The organism is Pantoea sp. B270, from assembly GCF_018726825.1.
Lineage (GTDB): Bacteria > Pseudomonadota > Gammaproteobacteria > Enterobacterales > Enterobacteriaceae > Pantoea > Pantoea dispersa.
This window is the reverse complement of the sequence record NZ_JAHCSX010000001.1, coordinates 350,456-365,297: the sequence shown is the minus strand read 5'-3', so window position 1 is coordinate 365,297 and position 14,842 is coordinate 350,456. Positions and strand designations below refer to the sequence as shown.

Below are 14,842 nucleotides of genomic sequence, written 5' to 3'. Positions count from 1 at the left end.
GGTTATACTTGTAAACTAAATCTTTTCAAAATGGTTTACAAGACAGATGTTCACACAGGACGACCTCCGCTTTGACCGCCAGCATATCTGGCATCCTTACACCTCAATGCGCGATCCGCTGCCGTGCTACCCGGTGGTGGCCGCGCACGGCTGCACGCTGCAGCTGGCCGATGGACGTGAGCTGGTCGACGGCATGTCGTCGTGGTGGGCAGCGATCCACGGCTATAACCATCCGCGCCTCAATCAGGCGTTGCAGCAGCAGATGGCGCAGATGTCACACGTGATGTTCGGCGGCATCACCCATCCGCCAGCCGTGGAGCTGAGCCGCCAGCTGATCGCCATGACGCCCGAGGCGCTGGAGTGCGTGTTCCTCGCCGATTCCGGCTCTATCGCCGTCGAAGTGTCGATGAAAATGGCGCTGCAGTACTGGCTGGGTCGCGGAGAGACGCGGCAGAAATTCCTCACGCTGCAGCGCGGTTATCACGGCGATACGTTTGCCGCCATGTCGGTCTGCGATCCGGAAAACTCCATGCACAGCCTGTGGCGCGGCTACCTGCCCGAGCATCTGTTCGCCCGCGCGCCGCAGTGTGGCTTTGACGATGACTGGGATGACAACGATATTGCCGATTTCGCCCGGCTGGCCGAACAGCACCATCGCAGCATTGCCGCGGTAATTCTGGAACCTATCGTACAGGGTGCCGGCGGCATGCGCTTTTACCATCCACGCTATCTGCAACAGGTGCGGGCGCTGTGCGATCGCTACGGTTTATTGCTGATCGCCGATGAGATCGCCACCGGCTTCGGCCGCAGCGGCAAGCTGTTTGCCTGCGAACACGCCGGCATCACGCCGGACATTTTGTGCCTCGGCAAAGCGCTGACCGGCGGCACCCTGACGCTCTCCGCCACCCTGACCACGCGCGACGTCGCCGATACCATCAGCCGCAGCGCGGCAGGCTGCTTTATGCATGGTCCGACCTTTATGGGCAATCCGCTGGCCTGTGCGGTGGCAGTCGAAAGCCTGAAGCTGATTAACGAAGGGCACTGGCCGGCGCAGGTGGCGGCGATTGAACAGCAGCTGCGAACGGAACTGCTGCCGCTGCGCGGCCATCCGATGGTGGCGGATGCGCGCGTGCTGGGGGCGATTGGCGTGATTGAGACCCATCAGCCGGTGAACATGGCGGCGCTGCAGCAGTTCTTCGTGGAACGCGGCGTATGGATTCGCCCGTTCGGTAAGCTGATTTACCTGATGCCACCTTATCTGATTTCTGCCGCACAGCTGACGCAGCTGACGGCGGCGCTAAGCGCTGCACTGGCGGTGGACGGCCACTTTCAGCCCTGACACCGCTGGCACTCGCCGCCATTTTCCACCATCATGGAGAGCAGTACACAACAGGAAAGGAGAGATCATGCGCGTAGTGAGCCAGGATTTTAACGATGGCGATAAAATGCCCGAGCGCCACGTGTTTAACGGCATGGGTTACCAGGGCGATAATCTGTCGCCGCACCTGGCATGGGATGAAGTGCCGGCCGGCACCAAAAGCTTTGTGGTGACCTGCTACGATCCGGATGCCCCGACCGGCTCTGGCTGGTGGCACTGGGTGGTCGCCAATATTCCGGCTGAGGTGACCGTGCTGTCACAGGGCGCCGGTTCCGGCGTGGCGGAACTGCCGGAGGGTGCCATTCAGACGCGCACCGATTTCGGCCAGAACGGTTACGGTGGTGCAGCGCCGCCGCAGGGCGAATCGCATCGCTACATCTTTACGGTGCATGCGCTGGACGTGGAGAAAATTGAGGTGGACGAAGGTGCCAGCGGCGCGATGGTCGGCTTCAACGTGCACTTCCATGCGCTGGCCAGCGCGTCGATCACGGTGAAATACGCCTGATGACATAAGGTGCGCATCGCTGCGCACCCTGACAGAGGTCGCCGTAGATGGCGACCCTGCATGACCGAAGCGCGTTCCTCAGTCCAGCGCGTGAATCACTACCCACATCGGGCCCTGACCCACGGCGTAACGCGCCAGCGGTTGCAGCAGGCCACGATCGCCGATGCGATAGACTTCAATGTGATGCGATTTCTGCCCCGCCGCCACCAGATACTGACCGCTGCCATCAATGTTAAAGCCACGCGGCTGAGTTTCGGTCGGCTGATAACCTTCAATCGTCAGCACCGAGCCATCCTCACTGATACTGAACACGGTCAGCGTGCTGCTGGTGCGGTCACAGGCATACAGGAAGCGACCGTCCGGGGTGATATGGATATCCGCTGCCCAGCGCGTATCGCTGAAGCCCGGCGGCATGATATCAAGACTCTGCACGCGCTCGACCTGGCCGTTAACATTGTTCAGCGCCCAGACGTCGACGTTGCTGTCCAGTTCGTTAACCACATAGCCATAGGCGCCGTTCGGGTGGAACGCCATATGACGCGGGCCGGCGCCTTCTACGGTGGTCACCTGCGGCTGCGCGCGCGGTGCCAGCGTGCCGTCCGCCTGCAGCTGATACAGGCAGATGCGATCCTGTTTCAGCGCTGGTACAAACAGCGTCTGGTTGCTGAGGTCGATATTCGCCGAATGGCAGCCCTCCAGCCCGTTAATCACCTGCAGTGGCGCCTGCGGCAGGCCATCGCTGCCAATCGGGCTGATGCTGACGCAGGCATCGTTATAGGAGCCGCAGAACAGGTAGTTGCCCTGACGATCGGTAGAAATGTGAGTCGGGCTGCCCGGCAGCGGCGCTTCACCGGCCAGGCTTAACGTACCGTCGGCCGCAATGCGGTACGCCAGTACGCGAAAATTCGGACGCACGCCGACATAGAGAAAATCTTTCTTCGGGCTCACCACCATCGGCTGCACCTGGCCGGCCACATCCGTGACCTGCAATAACGTCAGTGCGCCATCTTCCTGCATCTGCCAGGCGTGGATCTGCTGGCTCTCGGGACTGGCGGTATACACGACTTGTTTCATGCGTTTTCCTTATTCGCTGCCTGATGAAAAACAGTAACTGTAGCGCGTTTCACCGCCGCGCGCTGGGCTGATTTGTGCCCTGCTTTTTGTCTCAGGGCCGCTGGCGGGTGTAGACTTAATGCTTTGCTAACTCCGGACGGAAAGTGTAATGAGCTACCGCGTAATCGCCCTTGACCTCGACGGCACCCTGCTAACCCCAAACAAAACCATCCTGCCAGAATCCCTTGAAGCCTTAGCCCGCGCGCAACAGGCTGGCGTTCAGGTGCTGATCGTCACCGGTCGCCATCACTGCGCGATTCACCCGTTTTATCAGGCGCTGCAGCTGACAACGCCCGCCATCTGCTGTAACGGCACGTACCTGTACGATTACCAGGCGCAACGGGTGCTGGCTGCCGATCCGCTGGAGAAAAGTCAGGCGGCGCGAGTGATTGAGATGCTCGATCAGGAGAATATTCACGGTCTGCTGTATGTCGATGATGCGATGCTGTACCAGGAAGCGACCGGCCATGTGACGCGCACCCTCAACTGGGCGCAGTCGCTGCCGGAAGCGCAGCGCCCGCTGTTTGTGCAGGTGCCGAGCCTGGCGCAGGCGGCGCACGACGCGCAGTCGATCTGGAAATTTGCCCTGTCGCATCCGGATACCCGCGCGCTGCAGCAGTTTGCCGAGCGCACCGAACGCGAGCTGGGTCTGGCGTGTGAATGGTCGTGGCACGATCAGGTCGACATCGCCCAGGCCGGCAACAGCAAAGGCAAACGCCTGGCGCAGTGGGTGGCGAGCCAGGGTCTGAGCATGCAGGACGTGCTGGCGTTTGGCGATAATTACAACGATCTTAGCATGCTGGAGCAGGCCGGGCTGGGCGTGGCGATGGGCAATGCCGATGACGCCATCAAAGCACGCGCGCGCAAAGTGATCGGTACCAACCTTGAGCCGGGCATTGCGCAGGTGATCTATCAGGAAGTGCTGTAACGCCAGGCTGGTCGCGGCACAAGGCATCTGTAGGGTTGACCGGAAAAAAGCGCGAAAAAACGCGCTGATCCGCAGACCGGACGTACCGCGCTGTCGTCCGGTTTGTGTTACGCGGTAATCGACACGCTCTTGATCTGCGCATACAGCCACTGATCGGGCCGGATATTCAGCTCGTCGCGCGCCCACGGTGAAATGCGCGCCCACAGCTCGCTGACGCCGATGCGCAGTTTCACTTCGACCTGGTCGTCCAGCTCCAGCAGCTCCACCACCTGCGCCGGTAAGATATTGCGGATCGAGGTATTTTGCGGCGGCTGCAGCGCCAGCGACACGTCCGCCGAGGCGATACGGATGCGCAGTACGCTTTTCACCGGCTGATTCACCCGGCTGACCCAGATGTGCTGATCGCCAAGCGACAGCGCGGTCATCGGGTAATCCGGATGCTGCTCCAGCACCTGCACGCGCAGTACGCTGCTGCGCTCGGCCGCCGGCAGCCAGGGCCGCATCGCGCTGCTGCCCCACACTTTTTCCAGCGCGCCGAAGGCTTTGACGTTACCGTTATCCAGCACCAGTACCTGATTCGCCAGCTGGACAATCTCCTCAAGGCTGTGGCTCACGTACAGCAGCGGAATCTCCACCTGCTTCGCCAGCTTCTGCAAATAGGGCATCAGCTCGCGCTTGCGTGGCAGATCGAGCGACGCCAGCGGTTCGTCCATCAGCAGGATATCCGGCGCACTCAGCAGCGCCCGGCCCATCGCCACGCGCTGCTTTTCACCCCCCGACAGCGAGGCCGGATAGCGATCCAGCAGCGCATCCAGTCCCAGCAGCGTCACCAGCGCCCCGAACTGCGCTTTCATTTTAGGCGCCATGCCATACTGCAGATTGCCGCGCACGCGATAATGGGGAAACAGGCGCGCATCCTGAAACACGTACCCGATGCGGCGTTTTTCCGGCGGCAGATTGATGCCGCTGTCGCGGTCAAACAACAGACGATCGTTAAGCGCAATCTGGCCGCTCTGCGGCTGCGTCAGGCCGCTGATAGCATTGATTAATGAGGTTTTTCCTGCTCCGGACACGCCAAAGATAGCGGTGATGCCGCTGGCCGGAATCTCCACATCGACGTTGAGCTGATGCTCACCGAGCTGTTGCGCAATGTTGATTTTCAGCATCAGGCCGCTCCCAGCCGCTTGCGGCCCCAGCGCGCCAGCAGCTCCGAAGCCACCAGTGACAGCAGTGCCAGCGCAATCGCCACCGCGCACAGCCGCGCCGCGGTGCCTTCCGCGCCGGGCGTTTCAATCAGGGTAAACATGGCGGACGGAATGGTGCGGGTTTCGCCAGGAATGTTGGAGACAAAGGTAATGGTGGCGCCAAATTCACCCAGCGAGCGGGCGAACGCCAGCACGGTGCCCACGATGATGCCCGGGAAAGTCAGCGGCAGTGTGATGGTGAAAAACACCCGCCAGCGGCCCGCGCCCAGGGTACGTGCCGCCTGTTCCAGCCGGCTGTCTACCGCTTCCAGCGCCAGACGAATGGCGCGCACCATCAGCGGAAACGCCATCACCGCCGAGGCCAGCACCGCGCCGCGCCAGCTGAAGGCAAAGGTGATGCCGAACCAGTCATACAGCCAGCTGCCAATCAGGCCGCGCCGCCCGAGCGACAGCAGCAGCAAATAGCCGACCACCACCGGCGGCAGCACCAGCGGCAGATGAATCAGGCTATCGAGCAGGGTTTTGCCGGGAAAGCGACAGCGCGCCAGAATCCACGCCATCAGGATGCCAAACGGCAGGCTGCACAGCACCGCCACGCAGGAAACTTTCAGGCTCAGGAATACGGCCTGCCATTCGGGATCGCTCAGTATCATCTCTTCGGCGTAAATCCATACTGTTTAAACACGGCAGCGGCATCCGGCCCCTGCAGATAGTCATAGAAGGCCTGCACCGCTGCGTTCTGGTGATCGCTGACCACCGCCATCGGGTACTCTACGGGTTTGTGACTCGCTTCGGGGAAGCGTCCGACCACCTGCACCTTATCACTGGCTACCGCGTCGGAACCGTACACGATGCCATACGGCGTTTCGCGGCGTTCCACTAGCGCCAGCGCGGCACGCACGTTGTTAGCCGGTGCGAGCCGTGAAGCCAGCGTGTCCCACGCGCCCAGCTTTTGCAGCGCTTCTTTGGCATAAATACCTGCCGGCACGTGATCCGGATCGCCCACCGCCAGGCGCTCGCCCTTAAGCAGGTTCTGCCATGGGGTCTGCGCATTGATGGTCACCGGCTGCGCGTTAGCGCTTTTTGCCGCCACCAGCACCAGATCGTTGCCCAGCAGCGTGTAGCGCGTACTGCCGATCACGCTGTTTTTCGCCACCGCATCGTCCATCCACTGCTGATCGGCAGAGATAAACAGATCCGCCGGGGCGCCCTGCTCGATTTGCCGCGCCAGCGTCGACGAGGAAGCGAACGAGGATACCACTTCAACGCCGCTTTTTTGCTGATATTGCGTGGCAATCTGCTGCATCGCATTAGTCAGCGAGGCCGCAGCGAACACAGTAATTTTCTCCGCCGCCAGCGCCTGACCCGACAGCGACACGGTGACCACGGCCGCCGCCGCCCAGTGATAAAGCGTATTTTGCATAGAGAACTCCAGGTTACGTTATATAGTTGATAATACAACGCGAGCCTGAAAGCTGTCATGAGCTTTATATCGGCAAAAACGGCGGGAAGTTAAGGGCAAAACGCCCGCAGCGTGCGGGCGTTAAAAATCAGTGGTGTGAGCTATTGGCGGGACGGTCGTCGCGGCGGCCAAATTTAGAGATGACGTTAAAGACTTCACCCAGGCCGTAAATCAGACCCAGCATAATCGCCATCACGATGGGCACCATGATGATGGCGACCGCCAGGCTTTTTAACAGTTCCAGCATGGAAACCTCGCGCAAAGAGTAAAAAAGTGATTGTAACGGCTGGAGAAAAAAAGGCACTGCCCTTTTCGTGCTTTTACTTTAGGCCTTACAATTGGCGCATTCACCTAAGGAGCTGACATGCAGGCAGAACTCTCTCTTCACATTCGTCTTCAGCAGAAACTGTTTGCCGATCCGCGCCGTATTGAGCTGCTCAGGCGCGTGCAGGAAACCGGCTCCATCAGCCAGGGCGCCAGACTGGCGGGCATCAGCTATAAAAGCGCCTGGGACGCCATCAATGAGATGAATCAGCTGGCGGATCAGACGCTGGTCGAACGCGCGACCGGCGGCAAAGGCGGCGGCGGTGCCCGGCTGACGCGCTACGGCGAGCGATTAATCCAGCTGTTTCAGCTGATGGAGCAGATCCAGCAAAAAGCCTTTGACGTGCTGCAAAACGACAGCCTCCCGCTTGACAGCCTGCTGGCGGCGATCGCCCGCTTTTCCCTGCAAACCAGCGCGCGCAACCAGCTATTTGGCACGGTGCAGGCGCGCGATCGTCAGCAGGTGCAGCAGCATGTTGAGATACTGCTGAACGACGGCGTGACGCGCCTGCAGGTGGCTCTGACCGAACGCAGCGCGGAGCGGCTACAGCTCGACAGCGGTAAAGAGGTGCTGGTGCTGATCAAAGCGCCGTGGATCCGCCTGACGCCTGACGCCGCAGAGGGCGATAATCAGCTGCCGGGCCTTGTCCACACCATCGAACCCGGCGAAACGCAGAGTGAAGTGCTGATTGCGCTGGCGGGCGGTGAAATGTTGTGCGCCACCGTCCCCAGCCAGGCGCTTCGCCAGCATAATCTGCAGCCCGGCAGCGCCGTGACCGCCTGTTTTAATGCAGAACACGCCATCATCGCCACACTGCTCTGATCTGGCCGCCATGATTTGACTTCATTTCGCTGGCTCGCTACAACTGAGCGACTTGATGCAGAAAACGGAACAAATCATGGCCTCATTGCAAATTTCGCAAGGCATATTTCACCTGAGCGATAGCCGTACCCTGACCCTGCCGGACTTAACCCTGCACAGCGGCGAAAGCTGGGCCTTTGTCGGTGCAAACGGCAGCGGTAAATCCTCGCTGGCGCGCGCGCTGTCCGGCGAGCTGACGGCGGCAAAGGGCGAGCTGCGGCAGGATTTTCAGCGCCGCACCCGTCTGTCGCTGGAGCAGCTGCAACAGCTGGTGACGCAGGAGTGGGAGCGCAACAACACCGATCTGCTGAGTGAAGGCGAAGATGACACCGGCCGCACCGCGCTGGAGATCATTCAGGATGAAGTAAAGGATGAGGCGCGGGCGCAGGCGCTGGCACAGCAGTTCGGCATCAGCGCTCTACTGACTCGCCGCTTCAAATACCTTTCCACCGGCGAAACGCGCAAAACGCTGCTGTGTCAGGCGCTGATGGCGCAGCCGGATTTGCTGATCCTCGACGAACCTTTTGATGGTCTGGATGTGGCATCGCGCGCCAGTCTTGCCGATACGCTGCATCAGCTGCATCGCGACGGCTACACCGTGGTGCTGGTGCTGAACCGCTTTGACGACATCCCGGATTTTGTCCAGCAGGTCGGCGTGCTGGCGGAGTGCACGCTGACGCACGTGGGCGCGCGCCAGGCGATTCTCGCCGAAGCGCTGGTGGCGCAGCTGGCGCACAGCGAACGCCTGCAGGGCATGGCGCTGCCGGAGCCGGACCAGCCGGATCAGCTGCCGCTGCTGGCGGCAGATGCGCCGCGCGTTATCCTGCGCAACGGCGTGGTGTCGTATAACGATCATGCGGTGATCGACGGCCTGAACTGGCAGGTCAATCCCGGCGAGCACTGGCAGATTATCGGCCCCAACGGCGCGGGTAAATCGACCCTGCTTAGCCTGGTCACCGGCGATCATCCGCAGGGCTACAGCAATGATTTAACGTTGTTTGGTATTCGCCGCGGCAGCGGTGAAACCATCTGGGACATCAAGCAGCATATCGGTTACGTCAGCAGCAGCCTGCATCTGGATTACCGCGTCAGCTGTAATGTGCGTACGGTGATCCTCTCGGGCTTTTTTGATTCGATCGGTCTTTATCAGGTGGTATCGGATCGGCAGAAAGCGCTGGCGCGCCAGTGGCTGGCGCTGCTTGGCATGGACAATGCGCTGGCCGATGCGCCGTTTCATAGCCTGTCGTGGGGCCAGCAGCGGCTGGTGCTGATTGCGCGCGCGCTGGTGAAGCACCCGACGCTGTTAATTCTGGATGAGCCGCTGCAGGGGCTCGATCCCATTAACCGCCAGCTGGTGCGCCGCTTTGTTGATGTGCTGATCGGCGAAGGCCGTACCCAGCTGATGTTTGTGTCCCACCACGCCGAAGACGCGCCGCAGTGCATCACCCACCGCCTGAGTTTTGTAAAACAGGGCGCGGGCTATGCTTATCAGCAGGAGACGTTGCGTTAGTTTTCATTCATGAGCGGGTCGCCATCCATGGCGGCCCGGCGATAACAGTACGCACCTGACAAATTTCCTTCCCTAAAAATGTAACCGCTACCACTAGCCTGCCGCATTATTCAGCAAACGCTGCGCATAAACCCACAAAATGAGAATCGTCACCTTGTGTAAACGATACCATTTATCCAGACTGGATCACGCTTTCAGCGCCACCGTTATGCTACGTTGAAGGCAGTGATTTTCTTCTGTTTGCCGATTACCAGGACTTGTTATGCAAAAATTTAACCCGGTCGATCATCATCCACATCGCCGCTATAACCCGTTGATCGATCAATGGGTGCTGGTGTCACCGCATCGCGCCAAACGTCCGTGGCAGGGTGCGCAGGAGACGCCGGCGCTGGAGCAACTGCCTGCACACGATCCGGACTGCTTCCTGTGCGCCGGTAATACCCGTATCACCGGCGACAAAAATCCCGATTACAAAAGTACTTACGTGTTCACCAATGACTTCGCCGCGCTGATGACCGATACGCCGGACGCGCCGCAGAGCGATGATGTGCTGATGCGCTGTGAAGGCGCGCGCGGTACCAGTCGGGTGATCTGCTTCTCGCCGGATCACAGCAAAACCCTGCCCGAACTGCCGCTGCACAACTTGCAGGACATCGTGCGTACCTGGCAGGAGCAGACCGCTGAACTCGGTCAGCACTATCCGTGGGTGCAGGTATTTGAAAACAAAGGCGCAGCGATGGGCTGCTCGAATCCGCATCCGCACGGTCAGGTGTGGGCCAACAGTTTTCTGCCGAATGAAGCGCAAAAAGAGGATGACAATCAGCGCCGCTACTTTGCCGATAAAGGTACGCCGCTGCTGGTGGATTACGTAACGCGCGAATTGCAGGACGGCAGCCGTACCGTGGTTGAAACCGATCACTGGCTGGCGGTAGTGCCGTGGTGGGCGGCCTGGCCGTTTGAAACCCTGCTGCTGCCGAAAACGCACGTGAAACGCATTACCGATCTCAGCGAGGCGCAGCGCACCGATCTGGCGCTGGCGCTCAAGCAGCTCACCAGCCGTTACGACAATCTGTTTCAGTGCTCGTTCCCCTATTCGATGGGCTGGCACGGCGCGCCGTTCAACGGCGAAGCCAACGATCACTGGCAGCTGCACGCGCACTTCTATCCCCCGCTGCTGCGCTCCGCGACGGTACGAAAATTTATGGTTGGCTACGAGATGCTGGCCGAGACCCAACGTGATTTAACGGCGGAACAGGCAGCAGAACGTCTGCGCTCTGTCAGCGCTATCCATTTCCGCGAGGAACAATAAATGTCTTTAAAATCGATCACTCAACAGGTTTTCGCTGACACCTTCGGCTACGCGCCGAGCCACAGCATTCAGGCACCGGGACGGGTGAACCTGATCGGCGAGCATACCGATTACAACGACGGCTTCGTGCTGCCCTGCGCTATCGATTATCAGACCGTGATTGCCTGCGCCCGCCGCGACGATCGCCAGGTGCGCGTGGTGGCGGTGGATTACGACAATCAGCAGGATAGCTTCTCGCTGGATGCGCCGATTGAGCCGCTCAGCGAACCGATGTGGGCCAATTACGTGCGCGGCGTGGTGAAACATCTGCAGCAGCGCGACGCCAGCTTTGGCGGCGTGGATATGGTGATCAGCGGCAATGTGCCGCAGGGTGCCGGTCTCAGCTCGTCCGCCTCGCTGGAAGTGGCGGTGGGCACCGTGTTCCAGCAGCTGTATCAGCTGAAGCTCGACGGCGCAGCGATTGCCGTTAACGGGCAGGAAGCGGAGAACCAGTTTGTTGGCTGCAACTGCGGCATCATGGATCAGCTGATTTCAGCGCTCGGCCAGCAGGATCACGCCATGCTGCTGGACTGCCGCACGCTGGGCACGCGCGCCGTATCCATGCCGGAGGATGTCGCGGTGGTGATCATCAACTCGAACTTCCGCCGTAATCTGGTGGGCAGCGAATACAATACCCGCCGCGAGCAGTGCGAAACCGGTGCGCGCTTCTTTAACAAAAAGGCGCTGCGCGACGTGACGCTGGAGGAGTTTGCGGCGGCAGAACAGCAGCTCGATCCGCTGGTGGCCAAACGCGTGCGTCACGTGATCACCGAAAATGCGCGTACGCTGGAAGCGGCGGACGCGCTGAGCAGCGGCGATCTGCAACGCATGGGTGAGCTGATGGCCGCCTCGCACGCCTCAATGCGCGACGATTTTGAGATTACCGTCGCGCCCATCGACCAGCTGGTGGAGATCGTCAAAGCGGAGATCGGCCCGCGCGGCGGCGTGCGTATGACCGGCGGCGGCTTCGGTGGCTGTATTGTCGCCCTGATGCCAACCGATCTGGTCGATCAGGTGAAAGCGGCGGTGGCGCAGCAGTACGAAGCGCAGACCGGCATCAAAGAGACCTTTTACGTGTGTAAAGCCTCAGCAGGAGCCGGCCAATGGTAAGCGACGTCAACTCTCATGCGCCGGACGGCCAGCCGTGGCGCATCACCGTGCTGCGCAACCGCAACGGCATGGTCGCCACCTTTATGGACTGGGGCGCCACCTGGCTGTCGGCGCGCGTGCCGATGCAGGACGGCAGCGTGCGCGAAGCGCTGCTCGGCTGCGCCACGCCGTCCGACTATCTGCATCAGGATGCTTATCTCGGTGCCACCATCGGGCGTTACGCGAACCGCATCGCCTTCGCTGAGCTGAAGCCGCTTAACCGGCTGCTGGCGGCCAATCAGGGTCCGCACCAGCTGCACGGCGGGCCGCAGGGTTTCGACAAGCGCCGCTGGCAGATCCTCAGCCAGAGCGACAGCGAAGTGCACTATCGTCTTGATTCGCCGGACGGCGACCAGGGCTATCCCGGCAATCTGATTGCCGATGTGATTTATCAGCTCGACGACGATAACTGCCTGTCGATTCGCTATGAAGCGCAGACCGATCAGGCCTGTCCGGTCAACCTGACCAACCATGCTTACTTCAACCTTGATGCGCATCATGGCGACGCGCGCCAGCATCGCTTACAACTGCAGGCCGATCGTTATCTGCCGGTGGACAGCGCAGGCATTCCCAATGCACCGCTGAAAGCGGTAGACGGTACCAGCTTTGATTTCCGCCAGCCGAAACGCGTGGCGGATGAGTTCCTGGCCGACGACGATCAGCGCGCGGTGAAAGGCTACGATCACGCGTTTCTGCTCACCACCGCCGGTGACAGCAGCCAGCCTGCTGCGCAGCTGTGGTCAGCGGACGACAAACTTAGCGTGAGCGTGTTCACCGCCGCGCCGGCGCTGCAGTTCTACTCCGGCAACTATCTGGAGGGAACGCGCGCCCGTGAACAGGGCAGCTATACTGCTTTCCAGGGCATCGCTCTGGAGAGTGAGTTTTTACCGGATTCGCCCAACCATAGCGAGTGGCCGCAGCCTGATTGCTGGCTGCAGCCCGGCGACACATGGCACTCCGTGACGCGTTATCGCTTCACCCCGCACTAAGCGCCGGTTGAAAAACGCGCACTGCGGTGCCGACAGGCTTACGCCGTGCGCTGTTTTCCGCTATGGTATGGCGCTATCAGTGTGCCGCTGAAATCAGCGGCCGCAGCCGGTTTCTATCATCATCGAAACATTAAGCATTAAGGAGTAAAGCTATGGCCGTAACTAAGCTGGTTCTGGTGCGCCACGGCGAAAGCCAGTGGAATCAGGAAAACCGCTTCACCGGATGGTACGACGTGGATCTGTCCGACAAGGGTCGCACCGAAGCCAAAGCAGCCGGTCAGCTGCTGAAAAAAGAAGGTTTCGTGTTTGATTTTGCCTACACCTCAGTGCTGAAGCGTGCCATCCACACTCTGTGGAACGTGCTGGATGAGCTGGATCAGGCCTGGCTGCCGGTCGAGAAAACCTGGCGTCTGAACGAGCGTCACTACGGTGCGCTGCAGGGTCTGGACAAAGCGGAAACCGCCGCCAAATACGGCGACGATCAGGTGAAACAGTGGCGCCGCGGCTTTGCCGTTACGCCACCAGAGCTGGATCGTAACGACGAGCGTTTCCCGGGCCACGACCCGCGTTACAAATCCCTGACCGACGCGCAGCTGCCAACCACCGAAAGCCTGGCACTGACCATCGATCGCGTGATCCCATTCTGGAACGAGAGCATTCTGCCGCGCATCAAGAGCGGTGAGAAAGTGATCGTTGCCGCGCACGGTAACTCACTGCGCGCGCTGGTGAAATACCTCGATAACATGAGCGAAGATGAGATCCTCGAACTGAACATCCCAACCGGCGTACCGCTGGTGTATGAGTTCGACGAGAACTTCAAGCCAATCAAACATTACTATCTGGGTGATGCCGACGAGATCGCAGCGAAAGCCGCCGCCGTTGCTAACCAGGGTAAAGCGAAGTAAGTTCACGCTGAAACGCAAAAGGCCAGACGCGAGTCTGGCCTTTTTTTATGCCGTGCGCTGCCGTTAGCCGCGACGGGTTTTGATCGCCTGCGCCAGCTGACGCAGCGCTTTTTCCGTGTCGTCCCAGCCAATACAGGCGTCGGTGACGCTCTGGCCGTACACCAGCGGTTTGCCGCTGTCGAGGCTCTGGTTGCCTTCCACCAGGTGGCTCTCAATCATCACGCCGGTAATCGCCTGCTCGCCGCCGGCAATCTGCTGCGCCACGTCTGCGGCCACCACCATCTGACGCTGGAACTGCTTGCTGCTGTTGGCGTGGCTGAAGTCGATCATCACCTGTGGACGCAGGCCCGCTTTTTCCAGCCCGGTTTTCACCGCCGCAACGTGTTCCGCACTGTAGTTTGGCTCTTTGCCGCCGCGCAGAATGATGTGGCAATCTTCATTACCGCTGGTTTCGACAATCGCCGAATGACCATATTTGGTGACCGACAGGAAGCAGTGCGGCGCGCTGGCAGCACCGATGGCATCGATCGCAACTTTGATGGTGCCGTCAGTGCCGTTTTTGAAGCCAACCGGACAGGAGAGCCCGGACGAGAGCTCGCGGTGCACCTGCGATTCGGTAGTACGCGCACCAATCGCGCCCCAGCTCATCAAATCCGCCATGTATTGCGGCGTGATCATGTCGAGGAACTCACCGGCAGCCGGCAGTCCGGTGTCGTTGATATCCACCAGCAGCTTACGCGCCAGGCGCAGGCCGTCGTTAATCTGGAAGCTACCGTCCATGTAAGGATCGTTGATCAGCCCTTTCCAGCCCACCGTGGTACGCGGTTTTTCAAAGTACACGCGCATCACTACTTCCAGTTCACCCTTCAGCTCCTCGCGCAACGTCAGCAGGCGAGCGGCATACTCTTTGGCCGCCTGCGTATCGTGGATGGAGCATGGCCCAATCACTACCAGCAGGCGGTCATCTTCACCGTGCAGAATGCGGTGAATGGCCTGGCGGGCCTGGGCAACGGTTTGAGCAGCGTTATCGGTGGCGGGGAATTTTTCCAGCAGCGCAACAGGGGGCAGTAACTCTTTGATCTCTCTGATGCGTAAATCGTCGTTCTGGTAATCCATACTTATTCCATTCAAATTTCTGGCCCTGCGTACGCCGGGCGCAACCCG

15 protein-coding genes are annotated in these 14,842 nt (G+C 60.3%); 9 read left to right on the top strand and 6 right to left on the bottom strand.

Going from position 1 to position 14,842, the window contains the following annotated elements:
- Positions 1–46 precede the first annotated feature (46 nt).
- Positions 47–1,339 (top strand): adenosylmethionine--8-amino-7-oxononanoate transaminase, encoded by a 1,293-nt coding sequence (gene bioA, locus KOL70_RS01835; RefSeq protein ID WP_215480117.1) that lies wholly within the window; start codon positions 47–49, stop codon positions 1,337–1,339.
- A 67-nt stretch (positions 1,340–1,406) separates the two neighbouring features.
- The gene (locus tag KOL70_RS01830) at positions 1,407–1,883 is read left to right on the top strand and encodes a kinase inhibitor (protein WP_021508505.1); all 477 of its coding nucleotides are present in this window, start codon (positions 1,407–1,409) and stop codon (positions 1,881–1,883) included.
- A 78-nt stretch (positions 1,884–1,961) separates the two neighbouring features.
- Here the strand turns inward: KOL70_RS01830 and pgl are convergent, their stop codons facing one another.
- Positions 1,962–2,957, bottom strand: coding sequence for a 6-phosphogluconolactonase (pgl, locus tag KOL70_RS01825; RefSeq protein ID WP_215480116.1), 996 nt, complete (start codon positions 2,955–2,957; stop codon positions 1,962–1,964).
- 148 nt (positions 2,958–3,105) lie between these two features.
- Here pgl and KOL70_RS01820 point away from each other — a divergent pair, with 148 nt between their 5' ends.
- On the top strand, positions 3,106–3,924 hold the full coding sequence (locus KOL70_RS01820; RefSeq protein WP_058757854.1) for a pyridoxal phosphatase: 819 nt from the start codon (positions 3,106–3,108) through the stop codon (positions 3,922–3,924).
- A gap of 107 nt (positions 3,925–4,031) precedes the next feature.
- Here KOL70_RS01820 and modC read toward each other — a convergent pair whose 3' ends face one another.
- The 4 genes from modC to KOL70_RS01800 all read right to left on the bottom strand — a co-directional run bounded on the left by modC (position 4,032) and on the right by KOL70_RS01800 (position 6,838).
- On the bottom strand, positions 4,032–5,090 hold the full coding sequence (modC, locus tag KOL70_RS01815; protein WP_021508508.1) for a molybdenum ABC transporter ATP-binding protein ModC: 1,059 nt from the start codon (positions 5,088–5,090) through the stop codon (positions 4,032–4,034).
- On the bottom strand, positions 5,090–5,782 hold the full coding sequence (modB, locus tag KOL70_RS01810; protein ID WP_104092706.1) for a molybdate ABC transporter permease subunit: 693 nt from the start codon (positions 5,780–5,782) through the stop codon (positions 5,090–5,092). Before modB ends, modC begins: the two co-directional genes overlap by 1 nt.
- Positions 5,779–6,552 (bottom strand): molybdate ABC transporter substrate-binding protein, encoded by a 774-nt coding sequence (gene modA / locus KOL70_RS01805; protein ID WP_021508510.1) that lies wholly within the window; start codon positions 6,550–6,552, stop codon positions 5,779–5,781. The genes modB and modA overlap by 4 nt, the downstream gene beginning before the upstream one ends.
- Before the next feature lie 127 nt (positions 6,553–6,679).
- Entirely contained in the window at positions 6,680–6,838 is a 159-nt protein-coding gene (locus KOL70_RS01800) for an AcrZ family multidrug efflux pump-associated protein (RefSeq protein WP_021508511.1), read from the bottom strand.
- 117 nt (positions 6,839–6,955) lie between these two features.
- Here KOL70_RS01800 and modE point away from each other — a divergent pair, with 117 nt between their 5' ends.
- From modE to gpmA, 6 genes are all read left to right on the top strand, one after another.
- Positions 6,956–7,738, top strand: coding sequence for a molybdenum-dependent transcriptional regulator (gene modE / locus KOL70_RS01795; RefSeq protein ID WP_150361773.1), 783 nt, complete (start codon positions 6,956–6,958; stop codon positions 7,736–7,738).
- A 76-nt stretch (positions 7,739–7,814) separates the two neighbouring features.
- Complete coding sequence (gene modF / locus KOL70_RS01790) at positions 7,815–9,287, top strand: molybdate ABC transporter ATP-binding protein ModF (protein ID WP_215480115.1); 1,473 nt, start codon at positions 7,815–7,817, stop codon at positions 9,285–9,287.
- Positions 9,288–9,549: 262 nt separating this feature from the next.
- A complete protein-coding gene (galT, locus tag KOL70_RS01785; protein WP_215480114.1) occupies positions 9,550–10,596 on the top strand; it encodes a galactose-1-phosphate uridylyltransferase in 1,047 nt (348 codons plus the stop codon).
- Entirely contained in the window at positions 10,597–11,745 is a 1,149-nt protein-coding gene (galK, locus tag KOL70_RS01780; RefSeq protein WP_058775295.1) for a galactokinase, read from the top strand.
- Positions 11,739–12,773, top strand: coding sequence for a galactose-1-epimerase (galM, locus tag KOL70_RS01775; RefSeq protein WP_058757860.1), 1,035 nt, complete (start codon positions 11,739–11,741; stop codon positions 12,771–12,773). The genes galK and galM overlap by 7 nt, the downstream gene beginning before the upstream one ends.
- 152 nt (positions 12,774–12,925) lie before the next feature.
- On the top strand, positions 12,926–13,678 hold the full coding sequence (gene gpmA, locus KOL70_RS01770; protein ID WP_010616013.1) for a 2,3-diphosphoglycerate-dependent phosphoglycerate mutase: 753 nt from the start codon (positions 12,926–12,928) through the stop codon (positions 13,676–13,678).
- 63 nt (positions 13,679–13,741) lie between these two features.
- Here the strand turns inward: gpmA and aroG are convergent, their stop codons facing one another.
- Complete coding sequence (gene aroG / locus KOL70_RS01765; protein ID WP_021508517.1) at positions 13,742–14,794, bottom strand: 3-deoxy-7-phosphoheptulonate synthase AroG; 1,053 nt, start codon at positions 14,792–14,794, stop codon at positions 13,742–13,744.
- Between the last annotated feature and the right edge of the window lie 48 nt (positions 14,795–14,842).

What these genes read in the sequence shown, in the direction of transcription:
- gpmA (WP_010616013.1), top strand. Translation starts at nt 12,926, where the DNA reads ATGGCCGTAACTAAGCTGGTTCTGGTGCGCCACGGCGAAAGCCAGTGG.
- galT (WP_215480114.1), top strand. Translation starts at nt 9,550, where the DNA reads ATGCAAAAATTTAACCCGGTCGATCATCATCCACATCGCCGCTATAAC.
- KOL70_RS01820 (WP_058757854.1), top strand. Translation starts at nt 3,106, where the DNA reads ATGAGCTACCGCGTAATCGCCCTTGACCTCGACGGCACCCTGCTAACC.
- galM (WP_058757860.1), top strand. Translation starts at nt 11,739, where the DNA reads ATGGTAAGCGACGTCAACTCTCATGCGCCGGACGGCCAGCCGTGGCGC.
- modE (WP_150361773.1), top strand. Translation starts at nt 6,956, where the DNA reads ATGCAGGCAGAACTCTCTCTTCACATTCGTCTTCAGCAGAAACTGTTT.
- modF (WP_215480115.1), top strand. Translation starts at nt 7,815, where the DNA reads ATGGCCTCATTGCAAATTTCGCAAGGCATATTTCACCTGAGCGATAGC.
- KOL70_RS01830 (WP_021508505.1), top strand. Translation starts at nt 1,407, where the DNA reads ATGCGCGTAGTGAGCCAGGATTTTAACGATGGCGATAAAATGCCCGAG.
- modC (WP_021508508.1), bottom strand. Translation starts at nt 5,090, where the DNA reads ATGCTGAAAATCAACATTGCGCAACAGCTCGGTGAGCATCAGCTCAAC.
- modA (WP_021508510.1), bottom strand. Translation starts at nt 6,552, where the DNA reads ATGCAAAATACGCTTTATCACTGGGCGGCGGCGGCCGTGGTCACCGTG.
- bioA (WP_215480117.1), top strand. Translation starts at nt 47, where the DNA reads ATGTTCACACAGGACGACCTCCGCTTTGACCGCCAGCATATCTGGCAT.
- aroG (WP_021508517.1), bottom strand. Translation starts at nt 14,794, where the DNA reads ATGGATTACCAGAACGACGATTTACGCATCAGAGAGATCAAAGAGTTA.
- modB (WP_104092706.1), bottom strand. Translation starts at nt 5,782, where the DNA reads ATGATACTGAGCGATCCCGAATGGCAGGCCGTATTCCTGAGCCTGAAA.
- pgl (WP_215480116.1), bottom strand. Translation starts at nt 2,957, where the DNA reads ATGAAACAAGTCGTGTATACCGCCAGTCCCGAGAGCCAGCAGATCCAC.
- KOL70_RS01800 (WP_021508511.1), bottom strand. Translation starts at nt 6,838, where the DNA reads ATGCTGGAACTGTTAAAAAGCCTGGCGGTCGCCATCATCATGGTGCCC.
- galK (WP_058775295.1), top strand. Translation starts at nt 10,597, where the DNA reads ATGTCTTTAAAATCGATCACTCAACAGGTTTTCGCTGACACCTTCGGC.